The sequence below is a fragment of the Bacillus sp. ISL-77 genome (genome assembly GCF_018613105.1).
Window position 1 is genome coordinate 1 of the sequence record NZ_JAGGQY010000101.1, and the last position, 23,913, is coordinate 23,913.

Here is a 23,913-nt window from a genome sequence, read left to right on the forward strand (position 1 = left end):
TTTCATACTTACGTACAATCTCTGTCTGGGAATAGGTTCCGGAAAGATAATCAAGTACGGCAGCTGTTTTTACCGCTTGGGAGTACCGTTTCCAACTAGTTGAATCTTGAAGTCCATCAATTCCATATGTCTGAAATAAATAAATCCAATTTTTGATAGTATGTTTAGATATATTGTGTTGAACACAGAAGTCTAGAATCGAGGTTTGCCTGTCCTCAAATGCCACTATTAACGCATATTTTTCTTGTGCAGTAAAAGCACTTTTTGCCATAGAAAAAGCCCCCAATAACGTAAAACAGATTTTTATTATTTCATCTGTCTACTTTATCGGGAGCATATCATTCTCTGGATGGTGCCTGATTTTTTAAATACACTGCATATGAAAAAGCTCAATTTAAAAATAGTTTAATGATAAAGTACTGAATCAAACTTAAAAACGCTAAAAAGGAAAAATTATAGAGACTAAATTTAATTAAATATTTTTTACTCTCGGTTGGATTTGCCTGAATGAATAGTTTGTAAGAAATCACACTGGCTAATGAAGCAACAATGGTCCCAAGTCCGCCAATATTAACTCCCAATAATAAAGGTTTCCAATCTGTTGTGAATTCTGCCAGGAGGATAGAAGCAGGGACGTTACTAATAAATTGGCTTAAAAATATCGAACTAAAATAGACGGAAGTAGGGTCTTTCAGACTGGCACTGGCAACGGCTTGTAATGTATTTGAATTGGATACATTTCCAATAAAGATAAAAAAACAGATAAATGTTAAGAGTAACAGATAATCAATTTTGATCAATAATTTTACATTCAAACCGACCACGGTCATTAATGTAACTACTAAGGCAACTTGGTAACTGACGACACCAAAAATAGAAGCAATGATTATAGCCAGTACTAATCCCCAGACAGTTGGTTTTTTCCAATCGTCTATCGGAAGTGGAGTCAGGACTACTTTCAATTCTCTTTTATGAAGTCTATTAATAAGTAAATAGAGAGAACTAATCCCAAGGACAGCCAGGAATAGGACGGTCATAAAAAAGGGCATAGGCTTGATCCCATAATAAGAATAAATGAACAAATTTTGCGGATTTCCCATGGGAGTTAGACTACTTCCAATATTGGCCGCAATGGTTTGAAGAATAATGGTCTCCATCATGGGCATTTTGGTCTTCCTACTGACAACTAGGGTCAATGGTACCAAAGTAAGAAGCGCAATATCGTTCGTAACAAACATGGAGCTAAAAAAACATAACAAAATCAGTATGGCAGAAACGGATCTGCTATTATTGCAATTATTTATAATGACAATAGCGAATTTTTCTAGCAATTTAAGTTCTTCCAAAGCCTTAATGGTAAGCATAAGGCTAAATAAACTGACCAATACTTGAAAATTTATATACTCCAGTTTGATAGGATGAATAAAACAACTTGTCGCTGCTAATATAAGTGAGACGGTAAAGACCATGTCTTTTTTTAGAAAACTAAAATTCAGTTTGATTCTTTTGTTTTCTTGTATTAGTACAGATTCTTTCACAACACACCACCAGTAGTAGATAGAATATAACAACTATACGATTCTAACATGTACATTTATGGTTGGAAACCTATCGATGATAATACCTAAAATTAGTAATGATGTATAACAAAAATATGTTGGTATTGTCTAAAATGTAAATGGTTCTAAATTCTATTTGATAATACATATTGTTTAAATACATGGAGGTGGTCATGTGGAAACGATTCGAAATATGTTTGAGCATTTACATTGGTCTAATCAACGAATTCTTGAAACCTTGAAAAATATGGAAGGAGAGAACAAACAAGTTAAGAATCTATTCTCACATCTGCTTTTGGCAGAACATGTGTGGTTTACTAGGCTAAAAGGATCGGACAGTTCCAAATTACCTATTTGGGCAGAGGTCAGTTTAGAAGCCTGTGCAGAACTTGTTAATCAAAATCTGCAAAACTTTAAAGAATTTCTTTCTGGTTTATCCAATTCTGATCTCAAACAGATCGTTTTATACAGAAATAGTAAAGGCAAAGAGTTTCAAAATTCGGTAAGGGATATATTGACCCATGTTGCATTACATGGTCAATATCACCGAGGACAGATCAATCTACTTCTGAGAGCTAATGAAAGCGAACCTGTTAATGTAGACTTTGTTACATTTAGGAGATAGAAGAGGGTAATAAATGGTGAACGCCAGAAAGCCAAAAAAAGTTCCTGGTACCATCAAATTTGGATGGTACCAGGAACTTTTTTTTGGTGTTTACCTTTTTCACCAACCCAACTAACTTTGCTTTGCTTTCATGTAAACCTCTTCGTAGGGTTGGATTACAACAAAGCCTTCACCTTCGAACCTCATTTGAATGGACTCACCGCTGCCTCTTCCAAGAAAAGTCTTTAAACTGATATCTGTTTGAAATTCAGGCTTAAGATTTCCTGACCAGGCTACAGTTGCGTTTGGATCCGTTATCATAGGGTTGCCAGGCGACACCCTTAAGGTGAGTGGTTCGTAATGCGCAGTAAAAGCAATCATTCCGGTTCCTTCACAACGAACATTAAATAACCCGCCTGCCATCATTCCGGCAATTTTCTTCATTAATTTAATTTCCGATTTAATACTTGGTTCAAAAGCAAGTAGATCATTCCCATTAATATAGATGGATTCGTTTTGTAAATTCAGGATGATGATCTTCTTGCCGCTATCCGCGAGATATAACTTGCCTTTTCCGTTCGCTTTCATTAAGGAAGCGCCTTCTCCTGTAAATGCTTTTTTGAACGCGGTTCCTAGACCGTGTTCTAATATTCCTTCACGTACAAATTTTATTTCTCCATGATAGGCAACCATTGAGCCAGCTTTGGCCCAAACTTGACCGTCTAAATTTACCTCCAAAAGCCGAGGAGTCTCTAATTCAAAAAAACCTTCGCCTTTATCCTTCTGCTCCGATTGTTTGATAAATTCTTCAATTGAGTATCTGTTCAATGCACCCATATCCTTTCCTCCCTTTATCTACGAGTTCCAATCATTTTTGTTTCAAATTTTTGGGAGGAAAAGAAAAATTTATCCTTTCACAAAAGGTGGTGTAATAATAATAATGCACAAGGTAATCAAATTTCTCCACAGGAATTTCAAATTGAGGGGTAGACAATTACGAAAATGAATAAGACATTGAAGTGAACTGAATAATAATGATATTCAGGCAGAAAAAGTGCTATTATTACCGGCTGGGATCCAATTCTTTCTCCTGATGCAGGAAAATCTTTAATTTAGGTTTTTAAAGATACCTAAGACAAATATCGCAAAGGAGTAATGATATTGAATAGTGAAAATCAGTATGTTGCAGCTACGCTTTCACCTAATTTAATCAATGAAATTCAATCACTAGAAGAAAAAATAAGTGAGCAAGCTCATAAAAAAGTAGTGGTTATCGCGTACGAAAATGATGAAAATTAATTAATTAGTGATTTTCAGGGGAAATAGCTCGCATATTTCTTTTTTTGCAAGGCTTGAATCAAATATTCGTATTAATAAGCTAAAACCTTCATAAATTTGAAGGTTTTTCTTTATCGTAACATCTAAACTAACAATAATAATAATCGCAATTTATGAATGAAAAGATAATTTGATTTCAAAAGTTTGGGTTTATTCGGGAATAAATACAATGATAAACTAGGACTTCCATTTTAGAAGGTCCTAGTTTAATTAAGGTTATCACTTCAAATATAATTTAGTTGGATATGCTCCACTAAAACAGGCGATACAGCGACTGCTTGTTTCTGCAAGATCTACATCTACCGCCTCTAATAACCCTTCCGTACTTAAGAAGGCTAATGAATCTGCTCCAATCACATTTCCCATTGCTCGTTCATGCTCATGTTTGTTAGCAAAAAGTTCTTCTTTGGTCGGCATATCCACTCCATAAAAACAAGGATTTCTTACCATAGGGGAACTAATTCGAACATGGACCTCCTTGGCACCTGCCTGACGAATCAATTCAACAATTCGCTTGCTTGTCGTTCCGCGAACAATCGAATCATCAACAAGCACGACCCGCTTATCCTCGAGAATTTCACGGACAGCACTTAATTTTAGACGAACGGCCAAGTCCCGCAATTCTTGGGTTGGTTCAATAAATGAACGACCGGCATAGGGGTTTTTGATGATTCCCATTTCATATGGAATTCCTGATTGTTGGGCATAACCCATTGCTGCAGGGACACTCGATTCTGGAACGGCAACGACAACATCAGCTGGTGTCGGATGTTCTTTTGCTAAAATTTGGCCTAATTCTTTCCGTATGGCTAAGACACTTCTTCCATGAATCACACTATCTGGACGAGCAAAATAAACAAATTCAAAGGAGCAAAGGGAAACGTCACCTTTTGCAGCAAATCTTCCTGTTTTTATTCCCTTCTCGTTAACAAGAAGCCATTCGCCCGGTTCAACATCCCTCCAGAACTTAGCATCTACCGCATTTAGTCCACATGTTTCTGATGACGCGATAATGGATTCACCGATTTTTCCAAGGCTAAGGGGACGTAACCCATGACGATCTAGGGCAATCAGCATTTCTTTATCGGTCATGATCAGCAAAGCAAAGGAACCGTCAATCCGCTTCAGGACATCAGGTCCAGCTTCATTAAAATATTTTTTACTGGAACGGGCTATTAGGTGAGCAATAATTTCCGTATCAGTTGTTGTCTGAAAGATGGCACCCTGTTGCTGGAGAACCTTCCGTTCGATATTGGCATTCACTAGGTTCCCGTTATGGGCAACGGCCAAATCGCCCTCACTGTACTTAAAAACAAGAGGTTGTGCGTTTTGTAGTAAACTTGCACCAGAAGTAGAATATCGTACATGACCGATGGTCATATTTCCGCTTAGTCCATCAAGGATCTCACGTGAAAATACTTGGGTAACTAATCCCATTCCCCTGTGATACCTGAATGATTTTCCATCACTAGCCACAATTCCTGCACTCTCCTGGCCACGGTGTTGAAGGGCATGTAGTCCATAATATGTTAAATCGGCCGCTTGGGGGTGATTAAAAACTCCAAATACACCGCATTTTTCCTGCATTTCTGAATCCATTTTAGTATTCCTCCCCTTTATGTCATTTCATTATTTTTGGCGAAAGCAGAATTTTTATCCTTATCTCTCATGTCTAGATGATTTGTATTGGTTTTATAAACAATAAAAGTTTTTTTTGATTAAAAAAAGTAAAGGAGTGTGTTTCAGGAAAACCTAAAATTATGAAAAATTTATATAAGGTCAGGGAGGAGAAATACTTTGACATTAATTAAACCCAGCTCAACCATTGGTATCTTAGGGGGAGGCCAGCTTGGAAGAATGATTTCAATTGCTGGTAGAAATATGGGATATCGTTTCATTACTTTGGATCCGACACCTAACTCACCATGTGGACAGGTTGCAGATCTTCAAATCACAGCTCCCTATTTTGAGCTTAAAGCAGTTAAAGAACTAGCAGATTCCTCAGATGTTATTACTTATGAATTTGAAAATGTAGATTCTACTATAACCTCCATGTTAGAAACTACATCCTTTGTACCTCAAGGAAGCGAGCTGCTCAAAATAACCCAAAATCGTATTCGGGAAAAATCCACGTTAAAGTCCATCAATGTGCCAGTAGCTCCTTTCTTGGTCATACAATCGGAGAATGACATTGAAACGGCTATCGATTGTTTGGGATTGCCTTTCATAATGAAAACAGCTACAGGGGGATACGACGGGAAAGGGCAATGGGTAATAAAAAAAAGGGATGAAATTCCAATTGCAAAGGAGGCTTGGAATAAGGCAGGGATGGACATGATCATCGAACAATTTATCCCGTTTAGTAAAGAATTATCAGTGATTGTTGCCCGAAATATTAAAGGTCAAACAAAAACTTTCCCAGTAGCTGAAAATGTCCATATTAATAATATCCTGCATCAGTCTTTCGTTCCTGCTAGAATCACCGATGAGCAAAGGATTCAAGCGGAAACTACAGCATTGAAAATAGCAGACTCCTTACAAGTAGTTGGATTAATTGCGATAGAGATGTTCCTTACGAATGATGGTGAAATTATCGTGAACGAGTTAGCACCAAGACCCCATAATTCCGGGCATTATTCAATGGACGCATGTATTACTTCTCAATTTGAGCAACATATTCGGGCAATATGTGGACTGCCCTTAGGAGATACTACTCTTTTAACTCCGATTATAATGGTTAATATTTTAGGTCAGCATCTAAGGCAAGTGCTAGATAAAATAGAACAGCTTCCTCCAACAGCCAAACTACATTTATACGGCAAAAAGGAAAGCGTAGAAAATCGGAAAATGGGTCACATTAATTTTTTAGGTTCAACTCTCGAGCGAATAGACGAGCAAATTAAGGATCTTGGAATTTGGTCATAAGGATACGCGGCTATTTTAGTTGTCCGGCTAAAAACATAACCAAACAGTGAAAAGAGTGAAAAATAATGGAAAAATTAGAACAGCTTTATGAAGGTAAAGCGAAAAAAGTGTTTAAAACATCAGAACCAGGAAAGTATTGGATTGAATATAAAGATGATGCCACTGCCTTCAATGGCGAGAAAAAAGGTCAAATAGCAGGAAAAGGAACTCTAAATAATGAGATTAGTGCCATTTTCCTAAGTTTATTAAAAGAAAAAGGCGTGGATAATCATTTTATTAAAAAGATTTCATCAACAGAGCAGATTGTTCAGCAAGTAGAGATTATCCCGATTGAGGTTGTCGTTCGAAATATAGCGGCGGGCTCACTTGCAAAAAGGCTGGGATGGAAGGAAGGGAAGGAACTCCCAGAAACAATTGTAGAATTCTACTATAAAAATGATGAGCTGGGGGACCCTTTGATTAACAATGATCATATTGCCATTCTTGGGCTGGCTAAAGAGTCTGAAGTAGCAGCCATTCGAAAGGAAGCATTAAAAATCAATGAAATTATGAACGAATATCTGTTAAACAAAGATATTATCTTAGTGGATTTTAAAGTAGAGTTCGGAAAAACCCCAGCAGGAACTATTATCTTAGCAGACGAAATCTCTCCGGATACGTGTCGATTTTGGGATGCCCATACAAAGGAAAAGTTAGATAAAGATCGGTTTAGGCGGGATTTAGGGAACGTTGAGGAAGCCTATCAAGAAATATTAAGGAGAATTGGGGGTAGTGTCAATGTTTAAAGCAACGGTATATGTAACCTTAAGAGAAAGTGTATTAGATCCACAAGGGAATGCCGTACATGAGTCACTGCATTCACTAGGATATGATGAGGTTGGAGATGTACGAATAGGAAAATACATGGAGCTTGAAATTAATAGCGATGATCAAAAGGCGGCAGCAGAACGAGTAAAGGATATGTGTGAGAAGCTGTTAGCCAATACGGTGATTGAAGACTTTCGGTTTGAACTTACTAAGCAGGAAGGATAGGAGGGGAATAAGTTGAACTTTGCTGTACTGGTTTTTCCTGGCTCAAATTGCGATGTGGATATGTATAAGGCTGTTTTAGATACGATTGAACAGTCGGTCGAATATGTATGGCATCTAGAAACGGACCTATCAAAATATGATGCGATTCTTGTTCCAGGGGGATTTTCCTATGGAGATTACTTGCGGCCAGGGGCTGTTGCGAGCTTGTCTCCTGTCATGGAGCAGGTGAAAATTGCGGCTGAAGAAGGGAAATTGATTCTTGGTGTCTGTAATGGATTTCAAATACTAACTGAAGCTAATCTTTTGCCAGGTGCTTTAAGAAGAAATCAGCGGTTAAAATTTCATTGTGACACTATTGATTTAAAAGTAGAAAACAATCAAACTCCGTTCACATTAGACTATCAAGAAGGTGAAACGATACGTATTCCCATTGCCCATGGCGACGGAAATTATTATTGTGATCAAGAGACATTGGATCAATTAGAAAAAAACAATCAAATCGTATTCAGATATAAAGGGACGAATCCAAATGGGTCGATTTCTGAGATTGCAGGGGTGATCAATGAGAGAGGAAATGTATTAGGTTTAATGCCCCACCCGGAACGTGCGGTTCATAAATGGCTGGGAACAGATGACGGAAAACGTATGTTTTCATCTATTTTAAGTTACTGGAGGAAACAACATGGTACAGTTTAAAGAACCAAATCCTGAGCAAATCGCCCAGCAGAAGGTCTATCGGGAAATGGGATTAACCGATGAAGAATTTGATAAAGTAATCGAAATCCTTGGGCGGAAACCAAATTATACGGAAACGGGCATATTTAGTGTCATGTGGTCCGAACATTGCAGCTATAAAAATTCGAAGGTAGTGCTAAAACGTTTTCCGACTTCCGGTCCGCATGTCTTGCAAGGCCCTGGAGAAGGAGCAGGTATCGTTGATATCGGTGATAATCAAGCAGTCGTGTTTAAAATTGAAAGCCATAATCATCCTTCGGCGATTGAGCCCTATCAAGGTGCTGCAACGGGGGTTGGCGGTATCATTCGGGATGTTTTTTCTATGGGGGCTCGCCCAATCGCTTTATTGAACTCGCTTCGTTTTGGCGAACTTGATAACCCAAAAACCAAATATATCTTTGAAAATGTGGTTGCGGGTATTGCCGGATATGGTAACTGTATGGGCATACCGACGGTTGGCGGAGAGATCTACTTTGATGATTGCTATGAAGGCAATCCCCTTGTTAATGCCATGTGTGTGGGTTTAATCAGCCATGATGAAATTCAAAAAGGCGTGGCTAAAGGGATTGATAACCCTGTAATTTATGTTGGAGCTGCTACCGGAAGAGACGGCATTCATGGAGCTACATTCGCTTCAGAAGAGTTGAGTGAAAATTCCGAAGCGAAACGTCCAGCCGTCCAAGTGGGAGATCCTTTTATGGAAAAATTGCTGCTGGAAGCCACTCTTGAATTAATCGCCTCTGGTCATGTGGTCGGGATACAAGATATGGGGGCAGCAGGTTTAACCAGCTCAAGCTCTGAAATGGCCAGTAAAGCGGGAAATGGCGTTGAATTGGATCTTGATCTCGTTCCACAGCGAGAAAGAGGAATGAATGCCTACGAAATGATGCTTTCCGAATCACAAGAAAGAATGCTGGTTGTTGCGAAAAAAGGAAAGGAAGGGGAAGTAAAAAAGATATTTGATAAATGGGGGCTCCACTCCGCTGTGATCGGCAGGGTGACTGATGATAACCAACTCCGTTTACTTCACAAGGGAGAAATTGTTGCGGAAATCCCCGCTGACAAGCTGGCAGAAGATGCCCCAGTGTATTGTAAGCCATCTAAAGAGGCGCCCTATTACGAACAATATTCATCCTTAGACACAGCTGCAGCTATTGAAGAGCCAAAGGATTATCATTCAGTTCTGCAACAGCTGCTAGCATCGCCGACGATTGCCAGCAAAGAGTGGGTATATCAACAGTATGACTATATGGTTAGAACAAATACGGCAGTCATACCTGGATCGGATGCGGCTGTAGTTGCTATCCGTGGAACACGAAAAGCATTGGCGATGACAACGGATTGCAACGGAAGGTATGTATATCTTGATCCGTTTGTTGGAGGAGCTATTGCGGTAGCGGAAGCGGCCCGTAATGTCGTTTGTTCCGGTGCAGAGCCTTTAGCTATTACTGATAACTTGAACTTTGGAAGTCCAGAAAAGCCGGAAATCTTCTGGCAGTTTGAAAAGGCAGCGGATGGAATTAGTGAAGCGTGCCGTCAACTCAATACTCCGGTTATTGGCGGAAACGTCAGCCTATATAACGAAACAAAAGGAGAAGCTATTTTTCCAACACCAACCATTGGCATGGTCGGGCTAATTAAAGATATCGACCATATTACTACTCAAGAATTAAAAAAAGACGGAGATATAATCTTTTTAATTGGGGAAACAAAAGCAGAAATAGGCGGGTCGGAATACCAAAAAATTATGACAGGCAAGATCGAAGGGCGCCCGCCGCAGTTAAACCTTGATTTGGAAAAAAAGATTCAAACCTTTACCCTTAATATGATTCAAGAAGGATTAGTCCAATCAGCTCATGATACGGCAGAAGGCGGTTTAGCAGTAGCAATAGCTGAAAGCTGTATTGGTGGGAAGTTGGGAGCAGAAATCAAGTTAACCGATGAACTGCGAACGGACTTAAGCCTCTTTAGTGAAACTCAATCTCGAATCATTCTTTCCGTTTCTCCGGAACATGCGGAGAGGATAAAGGAAATGGCGCAACAGCAGGAGGTGCCTATAAAAGAAATCGGTAGGGTGAAAGGTCAGGAACTATCAATTACACATAATGGAAAGACCGTTATTTCTCAACCGATTACTACATTAAAAGAAGCCTGGAAGAATGCAATTCCTAACATAATGCGTTCGGGATTATTAAAAAAGCTCAATATGCAGGAAATCTCTGCAAGTTTACCGTAAAGGAGAGAAACGAATGAGTGATGCGTACCGCCAAGCTGGGGTCAATATCGATGCGGGAAATGAAGCCGTTGAACGAATGAAAAAACATGTAAAAAAAACCTTCCGTCCAGAGGTTTTAACGGGATTAGGAGGGTTTGGGGCTCTATTTAAACCAGATTTAACGAAGATGGAAGAACCTGTTTTTGTTTCTGGTACGGATGGAGTAGGGACCAAATTGAAAATTGCTTTTGCCATGAACAAGCATGATACGATTGGAATCGATGCGGTTGCCATGTGTGTGAATGACGTTATCGTCCAAGGGGCCGAGCCGCTTTTTTTTCTAGATTATTTAGCCTGTGGTAAGATCATCCCGGAAAAAATTGAAGCCATAGTTAAAGGGATTGCAGATGGTTGTGTGCAGGCGGGGTGTTCACTAATTGGCGGGGAAACTGCCGAGATGCCGGGAATGTATCAGGACGAGGAATATGATATTGCAGGCTTTACCGTTGGTATGGTAGATCAAAAACATGTCATTGATGGTTCGCAAGTAAAAGAAGGTCAAGTTCTAATTGGTTTAGCTTCAAGTGGAGTACATAGCAATGGTTTTTCACTTGTCCGAAAAGTTCTATTGGAGGATGCTAAGTTCTCATTAGGTGACTATGTGGATGAATTGGGGGCTGAACTGGGAAGTGTATTGCTTGAACCAACCAAAATTTATGTAAAATCCATCCTTTCAACTGTAAGAAAATATACTGTCTATGGTCTTGTTCATGTAACGGGAGGAGGTTTTTATGATAATATTCCACGAATTCTTCCAAAAGGCTTTCAAGCCGAAATTAAGGAGGGATCTTGGAAAGTCCCAGGAATTTTTTCCTTTATCCAAAAATCAGGCGATATTTCAGATTATGATATGTTCCGAACCTTTAATATGGGAATCGGAATGATATTAGTTGTAGATTCTGAAGAAACCACGGCAATTATCGAGCACCTGCAAACGTTGGGTGAGGATGCCTACGTAATTGGTACAGTGCAAAAAGGTACTGAAGACGTCGTATTCAAGAAGGAGTAAATATGAAGATTGCAGTTTTTGCTTCTGGTACGGGTTCTAATTTTGCGGCGATTATAGAATCCATTCATTCGAAAAAAATCAAAAACGTTGAAGTGGTTTTACTGGTCAGTGACCGTCCTGAAGCCCTTGCAGTCCAGAAAGCAAGGGATGAACGGATTCCGGTGTTTACTTTTATGGCCAAGGACTATCCAAACAAACAGGCTTATGAAGAAGAGATCCTTAAAAAGTTAACACAACTGGACGTTGATTTTATCGTACTGGCCGGATATATGCGACTGCTAGGTCATGTCTTACTCCAGGCTTACGATCGGAAAATAATCAATGTCCACCCGTCCTTATTGCCAGCATTCGCAGGAAAAGATGCCATTGGTCAAGCACTGGATTATGGGGTAAAGGTGACCGGTGTCACGGTCCATTATGTCGACGAAGGAATGGATACAGGGCCTATTATCGCCCAGCGAACAGTCACAATCGATTCGGATGAGACAAGAGAAACATTAATCAAAAAGATTCAAGAGCAAGAGCACACATTATTTCCGGAAGTGATCCAGAGCCTGGCGAATAAGGAGGTTGTAAAATGAGAAGGGCCCTGAAAAGTGTTTCAGATAAAACGGGAATCTTGGAATTTGCACAGGAATTACAAGCACTCGGAGTGGAAATTATCTCAACTGGCGGTACGGCAAAAGCTGCTTGCTGAAAAAGGTGTAAAGGTAACTGGAATATCTGAGGTTACTGGTTTTCCAGAAATATTAGATGGTCGTGTAAAAACACTTCATCCCAATATTCATAGTGGCCTTTTAGCCATAAGAGATAAGGCAGAACATCGTAAGCAAATTGAAGAGCTGGGCATTCAGCCGATAGATTTGGTGGTGGTGAATTTATATCCCTTTAGAGAAACGATTGCGAAACCCAATGTTACCTATGAAGATGCAATCGAAAACATTGATATCGGCGGTCCGACTATGCTGCGTTCAGCAGCTAAAAATCATGCTTTTGTTACCGTTGTTGTGGATGCTCAGGATTATCCAATCATTCTGACTGAAATGAAAAATGGGGATGTGAACATAGATACAAAAAGAAGGTTAGCGGCGAAAGTGTTTCGTCATACTGCGGCCTAAGATTCCTAAATTTCCAATTATTTAACGAATCAAGTGGGAGAAGAGTGGCCGGAGCAATATACCGTTACATTCGAGAAAGCACAAGACCTGCGATACGGAGAGAACCCTCATCAAAAAGCGGCCTACTACCGAAAACCATTAACAAAATCAGGAACTTTATCAACAGCTGAACAATTACACGGAAAATAATTATCTTACAATAATATCAATGATGATGATGCGGCTTTAAAATTAGTAAAAGAATTTGTTCAACCAGCAGTCGTAGCGGTAAAACATACCAATCCATGCGGAGTAGGTATCGGAAAGACAATCATTGAGGCGTATCAAAAGGCTTATGAATCCGATCCTGTATCGATTTTTGGCGGAATCATTGCCGCAAATCGTAAAATTGATAGGCCAACAGCTGAAAGGATGAAAGAAATATTTCTTGAAATCATTATGGCGCCTGATTTTGATGAAGAGGCATTGGAAGTGTTGAAGGAGAAGAAAAACCTCCGCTTGCTTCGAGTCGCCGAGTTAAAAATGGACTCGCAACCAGAACGGCAGCTTTCCTCTGTTTCTGGAGGAGTACTAGTTCAGGAAGAAGATGTAAAGCAAATTAGTTCGAAGGAGTTACCGAAAGAAAGCCTACGGAAGAAGAGGTGGAACAGCTTCTTTTTGCCTGGAAAGTGGTGAAACATGTGAAGTCCAATGCAATTGTGCTGACAAAGGATTTTCAAACAATTGGCGTTGGTGCTGGTCAAATGAATCGGGTAGGTTCAGCGAAAATAGCCATCGAGCAAGGGGAGATAAAGCAATTGGTTCCTTCCTTGCTTCCGATGCATTTTTTCCGATGTCAGACACGGTCGAAGAAGCTGCTAAGTCAGGTATTACCGCCATCATTCAACCAGGTGGATCGATTCGGGATGAAGAATCGATTGAAGCAGCAAATAAGCATGGAATCGCCATGGTGTTTACGGGCATAAGACATTTTAAACACTAGGAGGTAAGACTAAATGAAGGTGTTAGTCGTAGGGGGAGGCGGACGTGAACATGCAATTGTTTGGAAACTGTCGCAAAGTCCTAAAATTAAAAAAATGTATTGTGCTCCTGGCAATCCTGGAATTGCAGAATTAGCAGAATGCGTTTCGATAGCTGTTTCAGAAATTGAGGAATTGGCGGATTTTGCCAAAAAGGAACAAATAGACCTTACTTTTGTTGGACCAGAAGAGCCTCTCTCATTGGGTATTGTTAATTATTTTAAAGAGCAGGGATTACCAGTATATGGCCCTTCAAAGGAAGCGGCAATGATAGAGGGAAGTAAGGAGTTCGCTAAAGAATTAATGATGAAGTATGAGATTCCGACAGCTAAATATGCTTCTTTTTCAAACTACGAGGAGGCACTTACCTATGTTCGCAGTGAAGGAGCACCAATCGTTATCAAAGCGGATGGCTTAGCTGCAGGAAAAGGCGTGGTTGTAGCAAAAAAACTGGAGGAAGCTGAGAAAGCGCTTAAAAGTATGCTAAAGGAAGTTACGTTTGGTTCGGCAGGTGCGAGGGTGGTAGTGGAGGAATATCTTGAGGGAGAAGAAATGACCCTGCTTGCTTTTGTGAATGGGACGGTTGTGAAGCCAATGGTTCCAGCTCAAGATCATAAGCCAGTGTATGATGATGACAAAGGACCAAACACTGGTGGAATGGGAACGTACGCTCCTTTACCGCATATTAATTCATCAATGGTTGAGCGGGTAATCGAAGATATTGTCCAACCAACTGCAAAAGCGATGGCAGCGGAAGGTTGTCCTTTTGAAGGGATTCTTTATACGGGTTTGATGCTGACAAAAGAGGGTCCAAAGGTCATTGAATACAATGCACGCTTTGGCGATCCGGAAACACAAGTAGTTCTTCCACTGCTCGAAACAGATTTACTTGATATCTTGCTGGCAAGTCTCACTGGAGAATTAGAAAATGTAGAGGTGAAATGGAAAGAAAAGTCCGCTGTTTGCGTCATTATGTCTTCTGCTGGCTATCCGGGCCCATACGAAAAGGGCCAAGTAATTAACGGATTGGACCAAATAGCTTATCCGACAATCGTCTTCCATGCCGGTACAACGCAAGAGAAAGGCGCGATTGTAACTAATGGCGGACGAGTTCTAGGAATTACTGCGATTGGAGAAAATCTAGGACAAGCAAGGGAATTAGCTTACCAATCAGTAGAAAAAGTATCTTTTACAGGTGCTCATTACCGAACAGATATAGGATCTAAGGCATTCCGTTAACTATTATTAGCAGCTTCATAAGCGGGCCCTTATGAAGGACAAATCTATTGTTCCTTCGGCGACTTTTGTCCTTCATGGCTCTTATGAAGGACAAATCTAATGTTGCTGTGACGACTTTTGTCCTTCATGGCCTCTATGAAGGACAAATCTAATGTTCCTTCGGCGATTTTTGTCCTTCATGGCCTCTATGAAGGACAAATCTATTGTTCCCTCGGCGACTTTTATCCTTCATGGCCTCTATGAAGGACAAATCTAATGTTGCTGCGACAACTTTTGACCTTCATACGGCTTATGATTGATAAATCTCTTGATCCTGTGACCACATAAAAAGGGAGATGGGTATAATGTCCACCCCACATAAACAAATGAACATAAGTGTCTTTTTACGGTGCCTGACACCGAAAATGACACTGAAAATAACACTGAAAATAAAACCGAAAATCCAATCTATTGAAACTGCTCTAATACGCGGAAAAAATCAATCGCGAATTGGTAAAAGAGATTTTCGGAGGGTGCTAGGTCTCTAATTTTTGGTGTGATTAGGCCAACTGTTCTTTTGACTTGAGGGGAATCAATCGGTATTTTTACTGTAAACCGTGGAATGGAGTCATGAACGGTGCTTTCTGGTAAGAGGCATACCCCGATGCCTGCTGAAACTAGTCCCTTTAATGCATCTAAATCCTCTCCCTCTGAGGTGATATTTGGTACAAATCCTGCTTCTTTGCATGCCTCGACTGCAATTTTTTGGAGAATATACCCTTTTGGGAATGAAACAAAGGAATCGTTTCGTAACTCACCTAGATCTAACCTCTTTCGGTCGGCAAGTGAATGGTTTGCAGGAAGCAAAGCAGAAATGTTTTCGGTAAATAAAATCTTTGCTTCAATATCAGGATCTTTGGTTGGGACGGGGCCAATAAACGCTAGATCAATTTCTCCATTTTTAACGGCATCAATTAAGTATTGATAGGAGCCCTGACGCAAATGGAAAACAACGTTTGGTTGTTTTGTTCTAAAAGCAGAGATAACCGTTGGAAGCCAATAGCTGGCTAAACTTGTTGGATATCCAATTTTAATGGTGCCGGATTGAGGATCTAAATACTCATCAATCTTTTCTTTTGCCTCATCAAGAAATTTTACCGCCTTTTTTATATGAGTTAAAAAGATCATTCCAATCTGGGTTAACTTAATATTCCTTCCGGTTCGTTCAAATAGACGAACACCGAGTTCATCTTCAAGCTTGGCAATCTGAAAACTTACCGCGGATTGGGCTACATTTAGATTTTCAGCCGCTTCTGTTACATGTTGGCGTTCAGCTACCTCCATAAAATATCGTAATTGACGCAATTCCACCTTAATTTCCTCCATTCATATTAAAACAAGATTGATTTAATCTTAATTATATATTGTTTATATGTATATTAAAACTTAAAATTACTTCATACTGATTTATCGGAAAATTAAGAACGGGGGAGATAATAATGACATTTCATCAACTACCAAAGGCACAAGGTCTCTACCGCCCTGAATATGAACATGATGCATGTGGAATTGGATTATATGCCCACATTAAAGGGCATGCATCTCATGAGATTGTAAAAAAAGGACTAAGCATGCTTTGTAAACTAGACCACCGCGGGGGACAGGGAAGTGATCCATTTACAGGAGATGGCGCCGGGCTCATGGTCCAGATTCCAGATAGCTTTTTTCGCAAAGCCCTCCAGAACGTCCAATTACCTGAAAAAGGTCGCTACGGGGTAGGGATGCTTTTTTTCTCAAATAATGATTCTGAAAGAGAAAAAATAGAATCGTATATCAATAAATTGGTTGAACAAGAAGGTCAGACGGTTCTCGGATGGAGGACTGTGCCTGTCAATACAGAAACAATCGGAGAAACAGCCAAGAAAAGCCGCCCGTTCATCCGCCAAGTATTTATCGGAGCAAACGAGGAACTGTTGGATGAATTATCTTTTGAGCGTAAATTATATATCATTAGAAAACAATCAGAACAGTGGGCTAAGGAATCTGAATTAAGTTTTTATTTTGCCAGCCTTTCAAGCAGAACCATTGTATATAAAGGGTTATTAACACCGGAACAGGTAAACAGATTTTATCTAGATTTACAGGATGAGAGTTTTGTATCGGCTTTCGCTTTAGTGCATTCCCGCTTTAGTACAAATACGTTCCCTAGCTGGGAAAGAGCTCATCCAAACCGCTACCTGATCCATAATGGGGAAATTAATACACTTCGCGGTAATGTCCACTGGATGAAGGCGCGTGAAAAGCAATTTGTGTCGGAAGCATTTGGTGAGGACCTGCAAAAGGTGCTCCCACTCTTAGATACAGATGGAAGTGACTCTTCGATTTTGGATAACGCACTTGAATTCTTGGTGTTAGCTGGCCGGAAACCTGCTCACGCTGCGATGATGCTGATACCTGAACCATGGTCAGAAAACCCGCATATGACAAAGGAAAAGAGAGCTTTTTACGAATATCATAGCTGTCTGATGGAACCTTGGGATGGTCCAACAGCTATTTCCTTTACGGATGGAAAACAAATTGGGGCAATATTAGATCGTAACGGCCTTCGTCCGGCTCGTTATTACGTTACTGATGATGATTATATTATTTTTTCATCAGAGGTTGGCGTCATCGATGTCGAACCCGAGAAAATAATATATAAAGAACGTTTAAGCCCAGGCAAAATGCTATTGATTGATTTAGAAGAAGGCCGAATTATTTCGGATGAAGAAGTAAAATCCGAGATGGCTGAAGCTCTTCCTTATCAACAATGGTTAGATGAGCAACTGGTTCGATTAAATGATGATGGACAAAACGAAGAAGAGGTTCTATCGGATTTACTAGTTCGCCAGAAATCATTTGGCTACACATACGAAGATATTTCAAAATATCTAGTTCCTGTTGTGAGCGAAGGGAAAGATCCAATTGGAGCAATGGGAAATGATATGCCATTAGCGGTTTTATCTGACCGTGCTCAATCCTTGTTTAACTACTTCAAGCAACTATTTGCCCAAGTAACCAATCCGCCAATTGATTCACTTCGTGAAGAGATTGTCACATCGACGATGACATTATTAGGGGCGGAAGGAAATATATTGAATCCTTCAGAATTAAACTGCCGCCGAATTCAGCTGGATACACCGGTAATTACCAATAGTCAACTGGAACAGCTAAAATCATTGGATTCAGTTGATTTTAAGAGTAAGGTAATTGACATTCTGTTCACTGAAGATATCGAAGGCAGTCTTGATAAGATTTGCCAAGAGGCGGATGCTGCCATCTCTGAAGGTGTAAGTCTATTAATCTTATCTGATCGTAACATGAATCAAAAGGAAGCAGCGATTCCTTCATTATTGGCTGCAAGCGCCCTTCATCAGCATCTGATTCGTGAAGGCAGCAGAACGAAAGCAAGCATCATTATTGAATCAGGGGAAGTACGTGAAGTTCATCATTTGGCCGCTTTAATTGGCTATGGTGTTGATGCCATCAATCCGTATCTTGCCTTCGCAACATATAAGCAGGCTATCTTAGATGGAAGCTTACCGTTCACATATGAGGAAGCAGTAAGCAAGTATGTAAAAGGAATGACTGAGGGTGTTGTAAAAGTCATGTCCAAAATGGGAATTTCAACCGTCCAAAGCTATCGCGGTGCGCAAATTTTTGAAGCAGTTGGAATTAGCGGAGATGTCATTGAACGTTACTTTACTGGAACAGTTTCTCAGCTTGGCGGTATCAGTTTAGATACGATTGCCGAAGAAGCGAAGATGCTCCATACTGCTGCATTTGCGGGTTCTTATGATCAAACATTAGATTCAGGAAGTAATTTCCAGTGGAGAAAAGCAGGGGAACATCACGCGTTTAACCCTGGAACCATTCATACTCTGCAATGGGCTTGTCGTAAAGGCGATTACGAATTATTTAAAAAGTATTCCAAGCTAGCAAATGAAGAGAGAATTGGATTCTTACGGAATTTATTCTTATTTGATGAATCGAGAAAGTCTTTACCAATAGAGGAAGTAGAAACAGTCGATTCCATTGTTCGTCGTTTTAAAACAGGAGCAATGTCATTTGGATCCATTAGTAAGGAAGCCCATGAAACCTTGGCGATTGCGATGAATCGCTTGGGCGGAAAAAGCAACTCGGGTGAAGGCGGGGAAGATTCAAGCCGCTTTATCTTGGATGAAAATGGCGATAATCGCCGAAGTGCTGTGAAGCAAATTGCTTCAGGCCGTTTCGGAGTGAAAAGTCACTATCTTGTCAATGCTGATGAGCTTCAAATTAAAATGGCACAAGGGGCAAAGCCAGGTGAAGGTGGACAGCTGCCTGGGAATAAAGTTTACCCATGGGTGGCAGATGTTCGTGGTTCTACACCAGGAGTCGGGCTGATTTCACCGCCGCCGCACCATGATATCTACTCGATTGAAGACTTGGCACAGCTGATTCACGATTTGAAAAATGCCAATCGGGATGCCCGAATCAGCGTTAAGCTCGTATCCAAGGGCGGAGTAGGAACGATTGCGGCAGGAGTTGCGAAAGGCGCAGCTGATGTTATTGTAATCAGTGGTTATGACGGCGGAACAGGAGCATCACCAAAAACCAGTATCCAACATACGGGATTACCATGGGAGCTTGGACTTGCCGAAGCACACCAAACATTAATGCTTAATGGCTTGCGTGAACGTGTCGTCCTTGAGACAGACGGTAAATTAATGACTGGAAAAGATGTCGTAATGGCGGCCTTATTTGGGGCAGAAGAGTTTGGTTTTGCGACTGCCCCGCTTGTCGTGCTCGGATGTGTCATGATGCGCGTATGTCACTTAGATACTTGCCCGGTTGGAATTGCTACACAAAATCCGGAGCTTCGTAAAAAGTTCACAGGAGAAGCTGATTACATCGTAAACTATATGCGTTTTGTTGCCCAAGAAGTACGTGAACTAATGGCTGAGCTTGGCTTTAGAACGGTTGATGAAATGGTAGGCCGTACAGATGTTCTGAAAATGAGTGACCGTGCAAAAGCACACTGGAAAGCAAAGGATCTAGATTTAACTCCATTGCTGCATCAACCTGAAGGAGTTCGTACGTTCAAGACTCCACAAAATCATAAAATTGATGATTCACTTGATATTCAAAAAATCTTGCCGGCGGTTCAACAAGCATTAAAAGATCGAATTCCAGTGGATGCGAGCTTCCCGATTTCGAATGTGAATCGTGTCGTTGGAACAATCGTCGGAAGTGAGGTATCGAAGCGTTACGGTGAAGAGGGGCTTCCTGAAAATACGATTACCCTAAGATTTACTGGATCTGCAGGTCAAAGCTTCGGTGCCTTTGTTCCGAAAGGCGTGACATTAGAGATTTCGGGTGACGTAAACGATTTCCTTGGAAAAGGCTTATCGGGCGGAAAGTTGATTGTGAAAGCAGACGAATCTTCAAAACTATCGGCAGGCGAAAATGTAATCGCTGGAAATGTTGCCTTATATGGTGCGACAAGCGGTGAAGCGTATATAAATGGACGTGCAGGTGAACGATTTGCAGTCCGTAATAGCGGTGTGAACGTCGTGGTCGAAGGAATTGGTGACCATGGCTGTGAATATATGACTGGTGGACGTGTCGTTATTTTAGGTGATGTCGGCAAAAACTTTGCTGCCGGGATGTCTGGCGGAATTGCGTACGTATTAGCTGATGATCAAGATGCCTTTAAGAAGTTATGTAACCAAGAGATGATTGAAATTGAGTCCTTAACGAAAAACGATGAGAATGAGCTTAAGCAATTGATTCAAACTCATTTCTATAATACGAACAGTGTGAAAGCAAGCTGTGTTCTAGAAAACTGGGAAAATCATGTGAGAAAATTTAACAAAGTCATTCCAAAGGACTATAAACGCATGTTGGAGCAAATTCAGAAGCAAAAGGAAGCAGGTTTAACAGAAGAAGACGCAATAATGAGTGCGTTTTTGGCCAATTCCTCCAAACAGAAAAATACACCTAAACAGCCAGAAGCTGTACTACGCTAAGAAAGGGGAGAGGAAGATGGGAAAAGCAACAGGATTTATGGAATACAATCGAGAAAAAGGAAAAGAACGAAATCCCCTTACGCGTTTAAGCGACTGGAAAGAGTATTCAGTTCCTTTCTCAGATGAAACATTAAGCAGACAAGGAGCACGGTGCATGGATTGTGCCACTCCTTTCTGCCATATAGGAATGGAAATTCAAGGAGCAACATCAGGCTGTCCGATTCATAATCTTATTCCAGAGTGGAATGATTTGGTTTATCGTGGCCGTTGGAAAGAAGCGCTCGATCGTTTGCTAAAAACGAATAATTTCCCTGAGTTCACAGGGCGAGTTTGTCCAGCTCCGTGTGAAGGTTCATGTACGTTGGCTATTACTGATCCAGCGGTAACGATTAAAAACATTGAGCAGGCAATTATCGATAAAGGTTTTGAAAATGGCTGGATCACGCCTCGTATTCCAGTTTCACGGACCGGGAAGAAAGTAGCGATTATCGGTTCCGGCCCCGCTGGATTAGCCAGTGCCGATCAACTTAACCAAGCAGGTCACTCGGTAACGGTTTTTGAACGTTCAGACCGTCCAGGTGGATTACTTATGTACGGCATTCCAAATATGAAGCTTGATAAAGAAGTGGTAGAGCGGAGAATTAGCTTGTTACGTCAAGAAGGTATTGATTTTGTCACCAATACTGAGGTTGGAAAGGATATTACTGCCGAAGATTTGCAAGCACAATTCGATACTGTAATTCTTTGCACTGGCGCTCAGAAACAGCGTGATCTTGTAATTGAAGGCCGATCTGCGAAGGGAATCCATTTTGCGATGGAGTACCTGAGCAAATCGACAAAGAGTCTTTTGGATTCTAACTTTGAAGATGGCCAGTTTATTACTACTGAAGGCAAGGACGTCATTGTCATTGGCGGAGGCGACACCGGAGCTGACTGCGTAGCTACAGCCCTTCGCCAAAAATGCCGTAGTGTGGTTCAGTTTGGTAAACACCCGCAGTTACCTGAGACTCGTACTTCAGGAAATCTGTGGCCTGCCTACCCCAATGTTTTTACAATGGATTATGCTTATAAAGAGGCAGAAGCAAAGTTTGGTGAAGATCCACGTCAGTATTCTATCCAAACCAAGAAAATTGTAGCGGATGAAAACGGCAACCTTAAAGAACTTCATACCATCCAAATGGAAAAATTGAGAGACGATGAAGGTCGGTTCTATTTTAAAGAAATACCAGGTACAGAAAAAGTATGGCCCGCTCAATTTGTGTTTATTGCGATTGGATTTGAGGGAACGGAGCAGCCGCTTTTAAGCCAATTTGGTGTAAAAGCTGCCAATCAAAAGATCGAAGCAGCATACGGTGAGTACAGAACAAACGTAGAAAGTGTATTTGCTGCGGGAGATGCAAGAAGAGGGCAAAGCCTTATTGTCTGGGCTATCAACGAAGGCCGTCAGGTTGCACATGAAGTGGACCGTTATTTGATGGGAAAATCCTTATTACCTAAATAAATGTCGAGTTCGATAGTAGACCTGATTCATATCATTATTGAGTCAGGTCTCTTTTTTATGAGTTAAAGTATAAGTTCCTGCGGAACAGATACAAAATAATTAACGAATGATTATTATTTAAAAATAAATTAATGTTCGTATTTAAATTTATTTCTCTATTGAGATATCTATGATTAATACGTTATTATATTGAAAAAGCAAACAATAAGGAGTGGATAAAATGTTTGGAACCTCAAATAGAAAAAAACTAGCCTTTTTTAAGGTTAGTTTTGCTGTTCTCAAAAAACAATTATTTGGTTAATTGATTTCGATCCTCTATCTGTGGTGGTTCTTCCATCCAGCCATTTTTGATCATAATCTTTCCCCCATCTTGAGCAAAAGTGAAAATATTTTTTGCATTAAAAGACATTTTAGCCGGCAAGTCACTCCGTAAACAAAATCCAGTGCCTAATGCATTACTTCCGAGCCCAAATGAAGCTAACAAATTGGTATTGTACATCATCAATTTGTCAGAAAATGGCGCGGCTTTTGACGTTGTTGCTTTACCAGCATGAGTAGCTGGGGGCTCAATATAACTTTGGCGTAAGAATTCACCTAAATCTATTTCGATTTTTTTGGACAATTCCATTCCTTTGGCAAGATATTTTTGAACCTCTTTATCAGAAGCAACTTGAGCGAATCCAATCATTAATTGCATCCCTACAAGATTAGTTTCAATTGCATGATGGATAAGAGAAACTTCAACAGTATTCAGGGATCTAGTTTCACTAAACCAAGTAAACCCATCCATATAATTTTTCTCCTGTACAAAATTTACCTGTTTTGGCATTGATACAAAAGGTGGACGTACCAGTACCCCTTTTTCTAAAAGGAATTGAGTTGCTTGGCTGTTCATTGATTGTGATGCAGCTGTCATTCCGATAAATAAATCATCAATATCCTTTCGATAGGACATGCCTGTGAAAAGTGCATAAAGGCTCATTTCCACTTTAGTCATCAAATGTAGATACATAATATCGTACATAAAATCAAATAACTTTGGAACGCTTTTATATACATCGTTTTCTGTAAAACCAATTGGAATTACTGCGCCTTCTTGTTGAAAAATACTTTTAATCATCTCAATGTTTTTGGCGGCACCATTATAATGCGACTGTAACAGTTGTTTTCCTTCAGGATCGGAGTGCTCGATAAAATGTTCCAATACTCTAAGCATCATGGTTTTTTCTTGATAAGCCATCCACAAATTTGCTAATTCTGATGATGTAATAGGTGCTTGGCTCGAAGTCGTCATGCTAACCCCCCTAGTTTTATTATTATAATGTAACCATTAGGTAATTATTTTATGAAATGCTATAGATTTCTTTTTCTGAATAATGAAAAAAATTTATCCTGCATAAACTAAATTTTTTGATTGCCAAAAACAATTTTCGCGAATTTAATGGGCTATAGTGGAAATTATTAATATGGAGTTATTTTTTGTTGACTTTATAAACTGTAAATATTAAAATTACATTAATCTTCTTGAGG

18 protein-coding genes and 1 pseudogene are annotated in these 23,913 nt (G+C 40.2%); 13 read left to right on the plus strand and 6 right to left on the minus strand.

Translation table 11 applies throughout. The features are described from left to right. Positions 1-271, minus strand: a 271-nt coding sequence (locus tag J7E77_RS29705; protein ID WP_214719151.1) for a helix-turn-helix domain-containing protein, incomplete at its 3' end; no start/stop codon positions are given. A gap of 118 nt (positions 272-389) precedes the next feature. Further along, entirely contained in the window at positions 390-1,538 is a 1,149-nt protein-coding gene (locus J7E77_RS29710; protein WP_214719153.1) for an SLC13 family permease, read from the minus strand. Between the two features lie 196 nt (positions 1,539-1,734). Here J7E77_RS29710 and J7E77_RS29715 point away from each other — a divergent pair, with 196 nt between their 5' ends. Continuing rightward, positions 1,735-2,184, plus strand: a complete 450-nt coding sequence (locus tag J7E77_RS29715; RefSeq protein WP_214719155.1) for a DinB family protein — start codon at positions 1,735-1,737, stop codon at positions 2,182-2,184. A gap of 111 nt (positions 2,185-2,295) precedes the next feature. Here J7E77_RS29715 and J7E77_RS29720 read toward each other — a convergent pair whose 3' ends face one another. Continuing rightward, a complete protein-coding gene (locus tag J7E77_RS29720) occupies positions 2,296-2,991 on the minus strand; it encodes an AIM24 family protein (RefSeq protein ID WP_214719200.1) in 696 nt (231 codons plus the stop codon). A gap of 327 nt (positions 2,992-3,318) precedes the next feature. On the opposite strand from J7E77_RS29720, the gene J7E77_RS29725 reads away from it, so the two are divergent. Further along, positions 3,319-3,462, plus strand: coding sequence for a hypothetical protein (locus tag J7E77_RS29725; RefSeq protein WP_214719157.1), 144 nt, complete (start codon positions 3,319-3,321; stop codon positions 3,460-3,462). A 258-nt stretch (positions 3,463-3,720) separates the two neighbouring features. On the opposite strand, the gene purF is transcribed toward J7E77_RS29725, so the two are convergent. Next, on the minus strand, positions 3,721-5,100 hold the full coding sequence (gene purF, locus J7E77_RS29730; RefSeq protein WP_214719159.1) for an amidophosphoribosyltransferase: 1,380 nt from the start codon (positions 5,098-5,100) through the stop codon (positions 3,721-3,723). A gap of 198 nt (positions 5,101-5,298) precedes the next feature. On the opposite strand from purF, the gene purK reads away from it, so the two are divergent. The 9 genes and pseudogenes from purK to purD all read left to right on the plus strand — a co-directional run bounded on the left by purK (position 5,299) and on the right by purD (position 14,853). Then, positions 5,299-6,426: a 5-(carboxyamino)imidazole ribonucleotide synthase gene (gene purK / locus J7E77_RS29735; protein ID WP_214719161.1), complete on the plus strand. Its 1,128-nt coding sequence runs from the start codon at positions 5,299-5,301 to the stop codon at positions 6,424-6,426. A 65-nt stretch (positions 6,427-6,491) separates the two neighbouring features. Beyond that, complete coding sequence (gene purC / locus J7E77_RS29740) at positions 6,492-7,211, plus strand: phosphoribosylaminoimidazolesuccinocarboxamide synthase (protein ID WP_214719163.1); 720 nt, start codon at positions 6,492-6,494, stop codon at positions 7,209-7,211. Then, positions 7,204-7,458, plus strand: coding sequence for a phosphoribosylformylglycinamidine synthase subunit PurS (gene purS / locus J7E77_RS29745; protein ID WP_214719167.1), 255 nt, complete (start codon positions 7,204-7,206; stop codon positions 7,456-7,458). The genes purC and purS overlap by 8 nt, the downstream gene beginning before the upstream one ends. 12 nt (positions 7,459-7,470) lie before the next feature. Then, positions 7,471-8,154: a phosphoribosylformylglycinamidine synthase subunit PurQ gene (purQ, locus tag J7E77_RS29750; RefSeq protein WP_214719168.1), complete on the plus strand. Its 684-nt coding sequence runs from the start codon at positions 7,471-7,473 to the stop codon at positions 8,152-8,154. Next, a complete protein-coding gene (gene purL, locus J7E77_RS29755; RefSeq protein ID WP_214719170.1) occupies positions 8,141-10,429 on the plus strand; it encodes a phosphoribosylformylglycinamidine synthase subunit PurL in 2,289 nt (762 codons plus the stop codon). The genes purQ and purL overlap by 14 nt, the downstream gene beginning before the upstream one ends. Positions 10,430-10,442: 13 nt before the next feature. Next, on the plus strand, positions 10,443-11,477 hold the full coding sequence (purM, locus tag J7E77_RS29760; RefSeq protein ID WP_214719172.1) for a phosphoribosylformylglycinamidine cyclo-ligase: 1,035 nt from the start codon (positions 10,443-10,445) through the stop codon (positions 11,475-11,477). Positions 11,478-11,479: 2 nt separating this feature from the next. Next, positions 11,480-12,058: a phosphoribosylglycinamide formyltransferase gene (gene purN / locus J7E77_RS29765; protein ID WP_214719174.1), complete on the plus strand. Its 579-nt coding sequence runs from the start codon at positions 11,480-11,482 to the stop codon at positions 12,056-12,058. Further along, positions 12,055-13,577, plus strand: a pseudogene (purH, locus tag J7E77_RS29770) (bifunctional phosphoribosylaminoimidazolecarboxamide formyltransferase/IMP cyclohydrolase). Before purN ends, purH begins: the two are co-directional and overlap by 4 nt. 13 nt (positions 13,578-13,590) lie before the next feature. After that, positions 13,591-14,853, plus strand: coding sequence for a phosphoribosylamine--glycine ligase (gene purD / locus J7E77_RS29775; RefSeq protein ID WP_214719176.1), 1,263 nt, complete (start codon positions 13,591-13,593; stop codon positions 14,851-14,853). A 447-nt stretch (positions 14,854-15,300) separates the two neighbouring features. On the opposite strand, the gene gltC is transcribed toward purD, so the two are convergent. Beyond that, positions 15,301-16,203 carry a glutamate biosynthesis transcriptional regulator GltC gene (gene gltC, locus J7E77_RS29780; RefSeq protein ID WP_214719178.1) on the minus strand — a complete coding sequence of 301 codons (903 nt, stop codon included), beginning with the start codon at positions 16,201-16,203 and terminating at the stop codon, positions 15,301-15,303. A gap of 128 nt (positions 16,204-16,331) precedes the next feature. Between gltC and gltB the strand changes: the two genes are divergently transcribed. Together gltB and gltD are read left to right on the plus strand one after the other, a co-directional pair. Next, the gene (gene gltB / locus J7E77_RS29785; RefSeq protein ID WP_214719180.1) at positions 16,332-20,882 is read left to right on the plus strand and encodes a glutamate synthase large subunit; all 4,551 of its coding nucleotides are present in this window, start codon (positions 16,332-16,334) and stop codon (positions 20,880-20,882) included. Between the two features lie 16 nt (positions 20,883-20,898). Beyond that, entirely contained in the window at positions 20,899-22,383 is a 1,485-nt protein-coding gene (gene gltD / locus J7E77_RS29790) for a glutamate synthase small subunit (RefSeq protein ID WP_214719181.1), read from the plus strand. A gap of 289 nt (positions 22,384-22,672) precedes the next feature. Here gltD and J7E77_RS29795 read toward each other — a convergent pair whose 3' ends face one another. Next, complete coding sequence (locus tag J7E77_RS29795) at positions 22,673-23,677, minus strand: DUF3231 family protein (protein WP_214719183.1); 1,005 nt, start codon at positions 23,675-23,677, stop codon at positions 22,673-22,675. Positions 23,678-23,913: the final 236 nt, after the last annotated feature.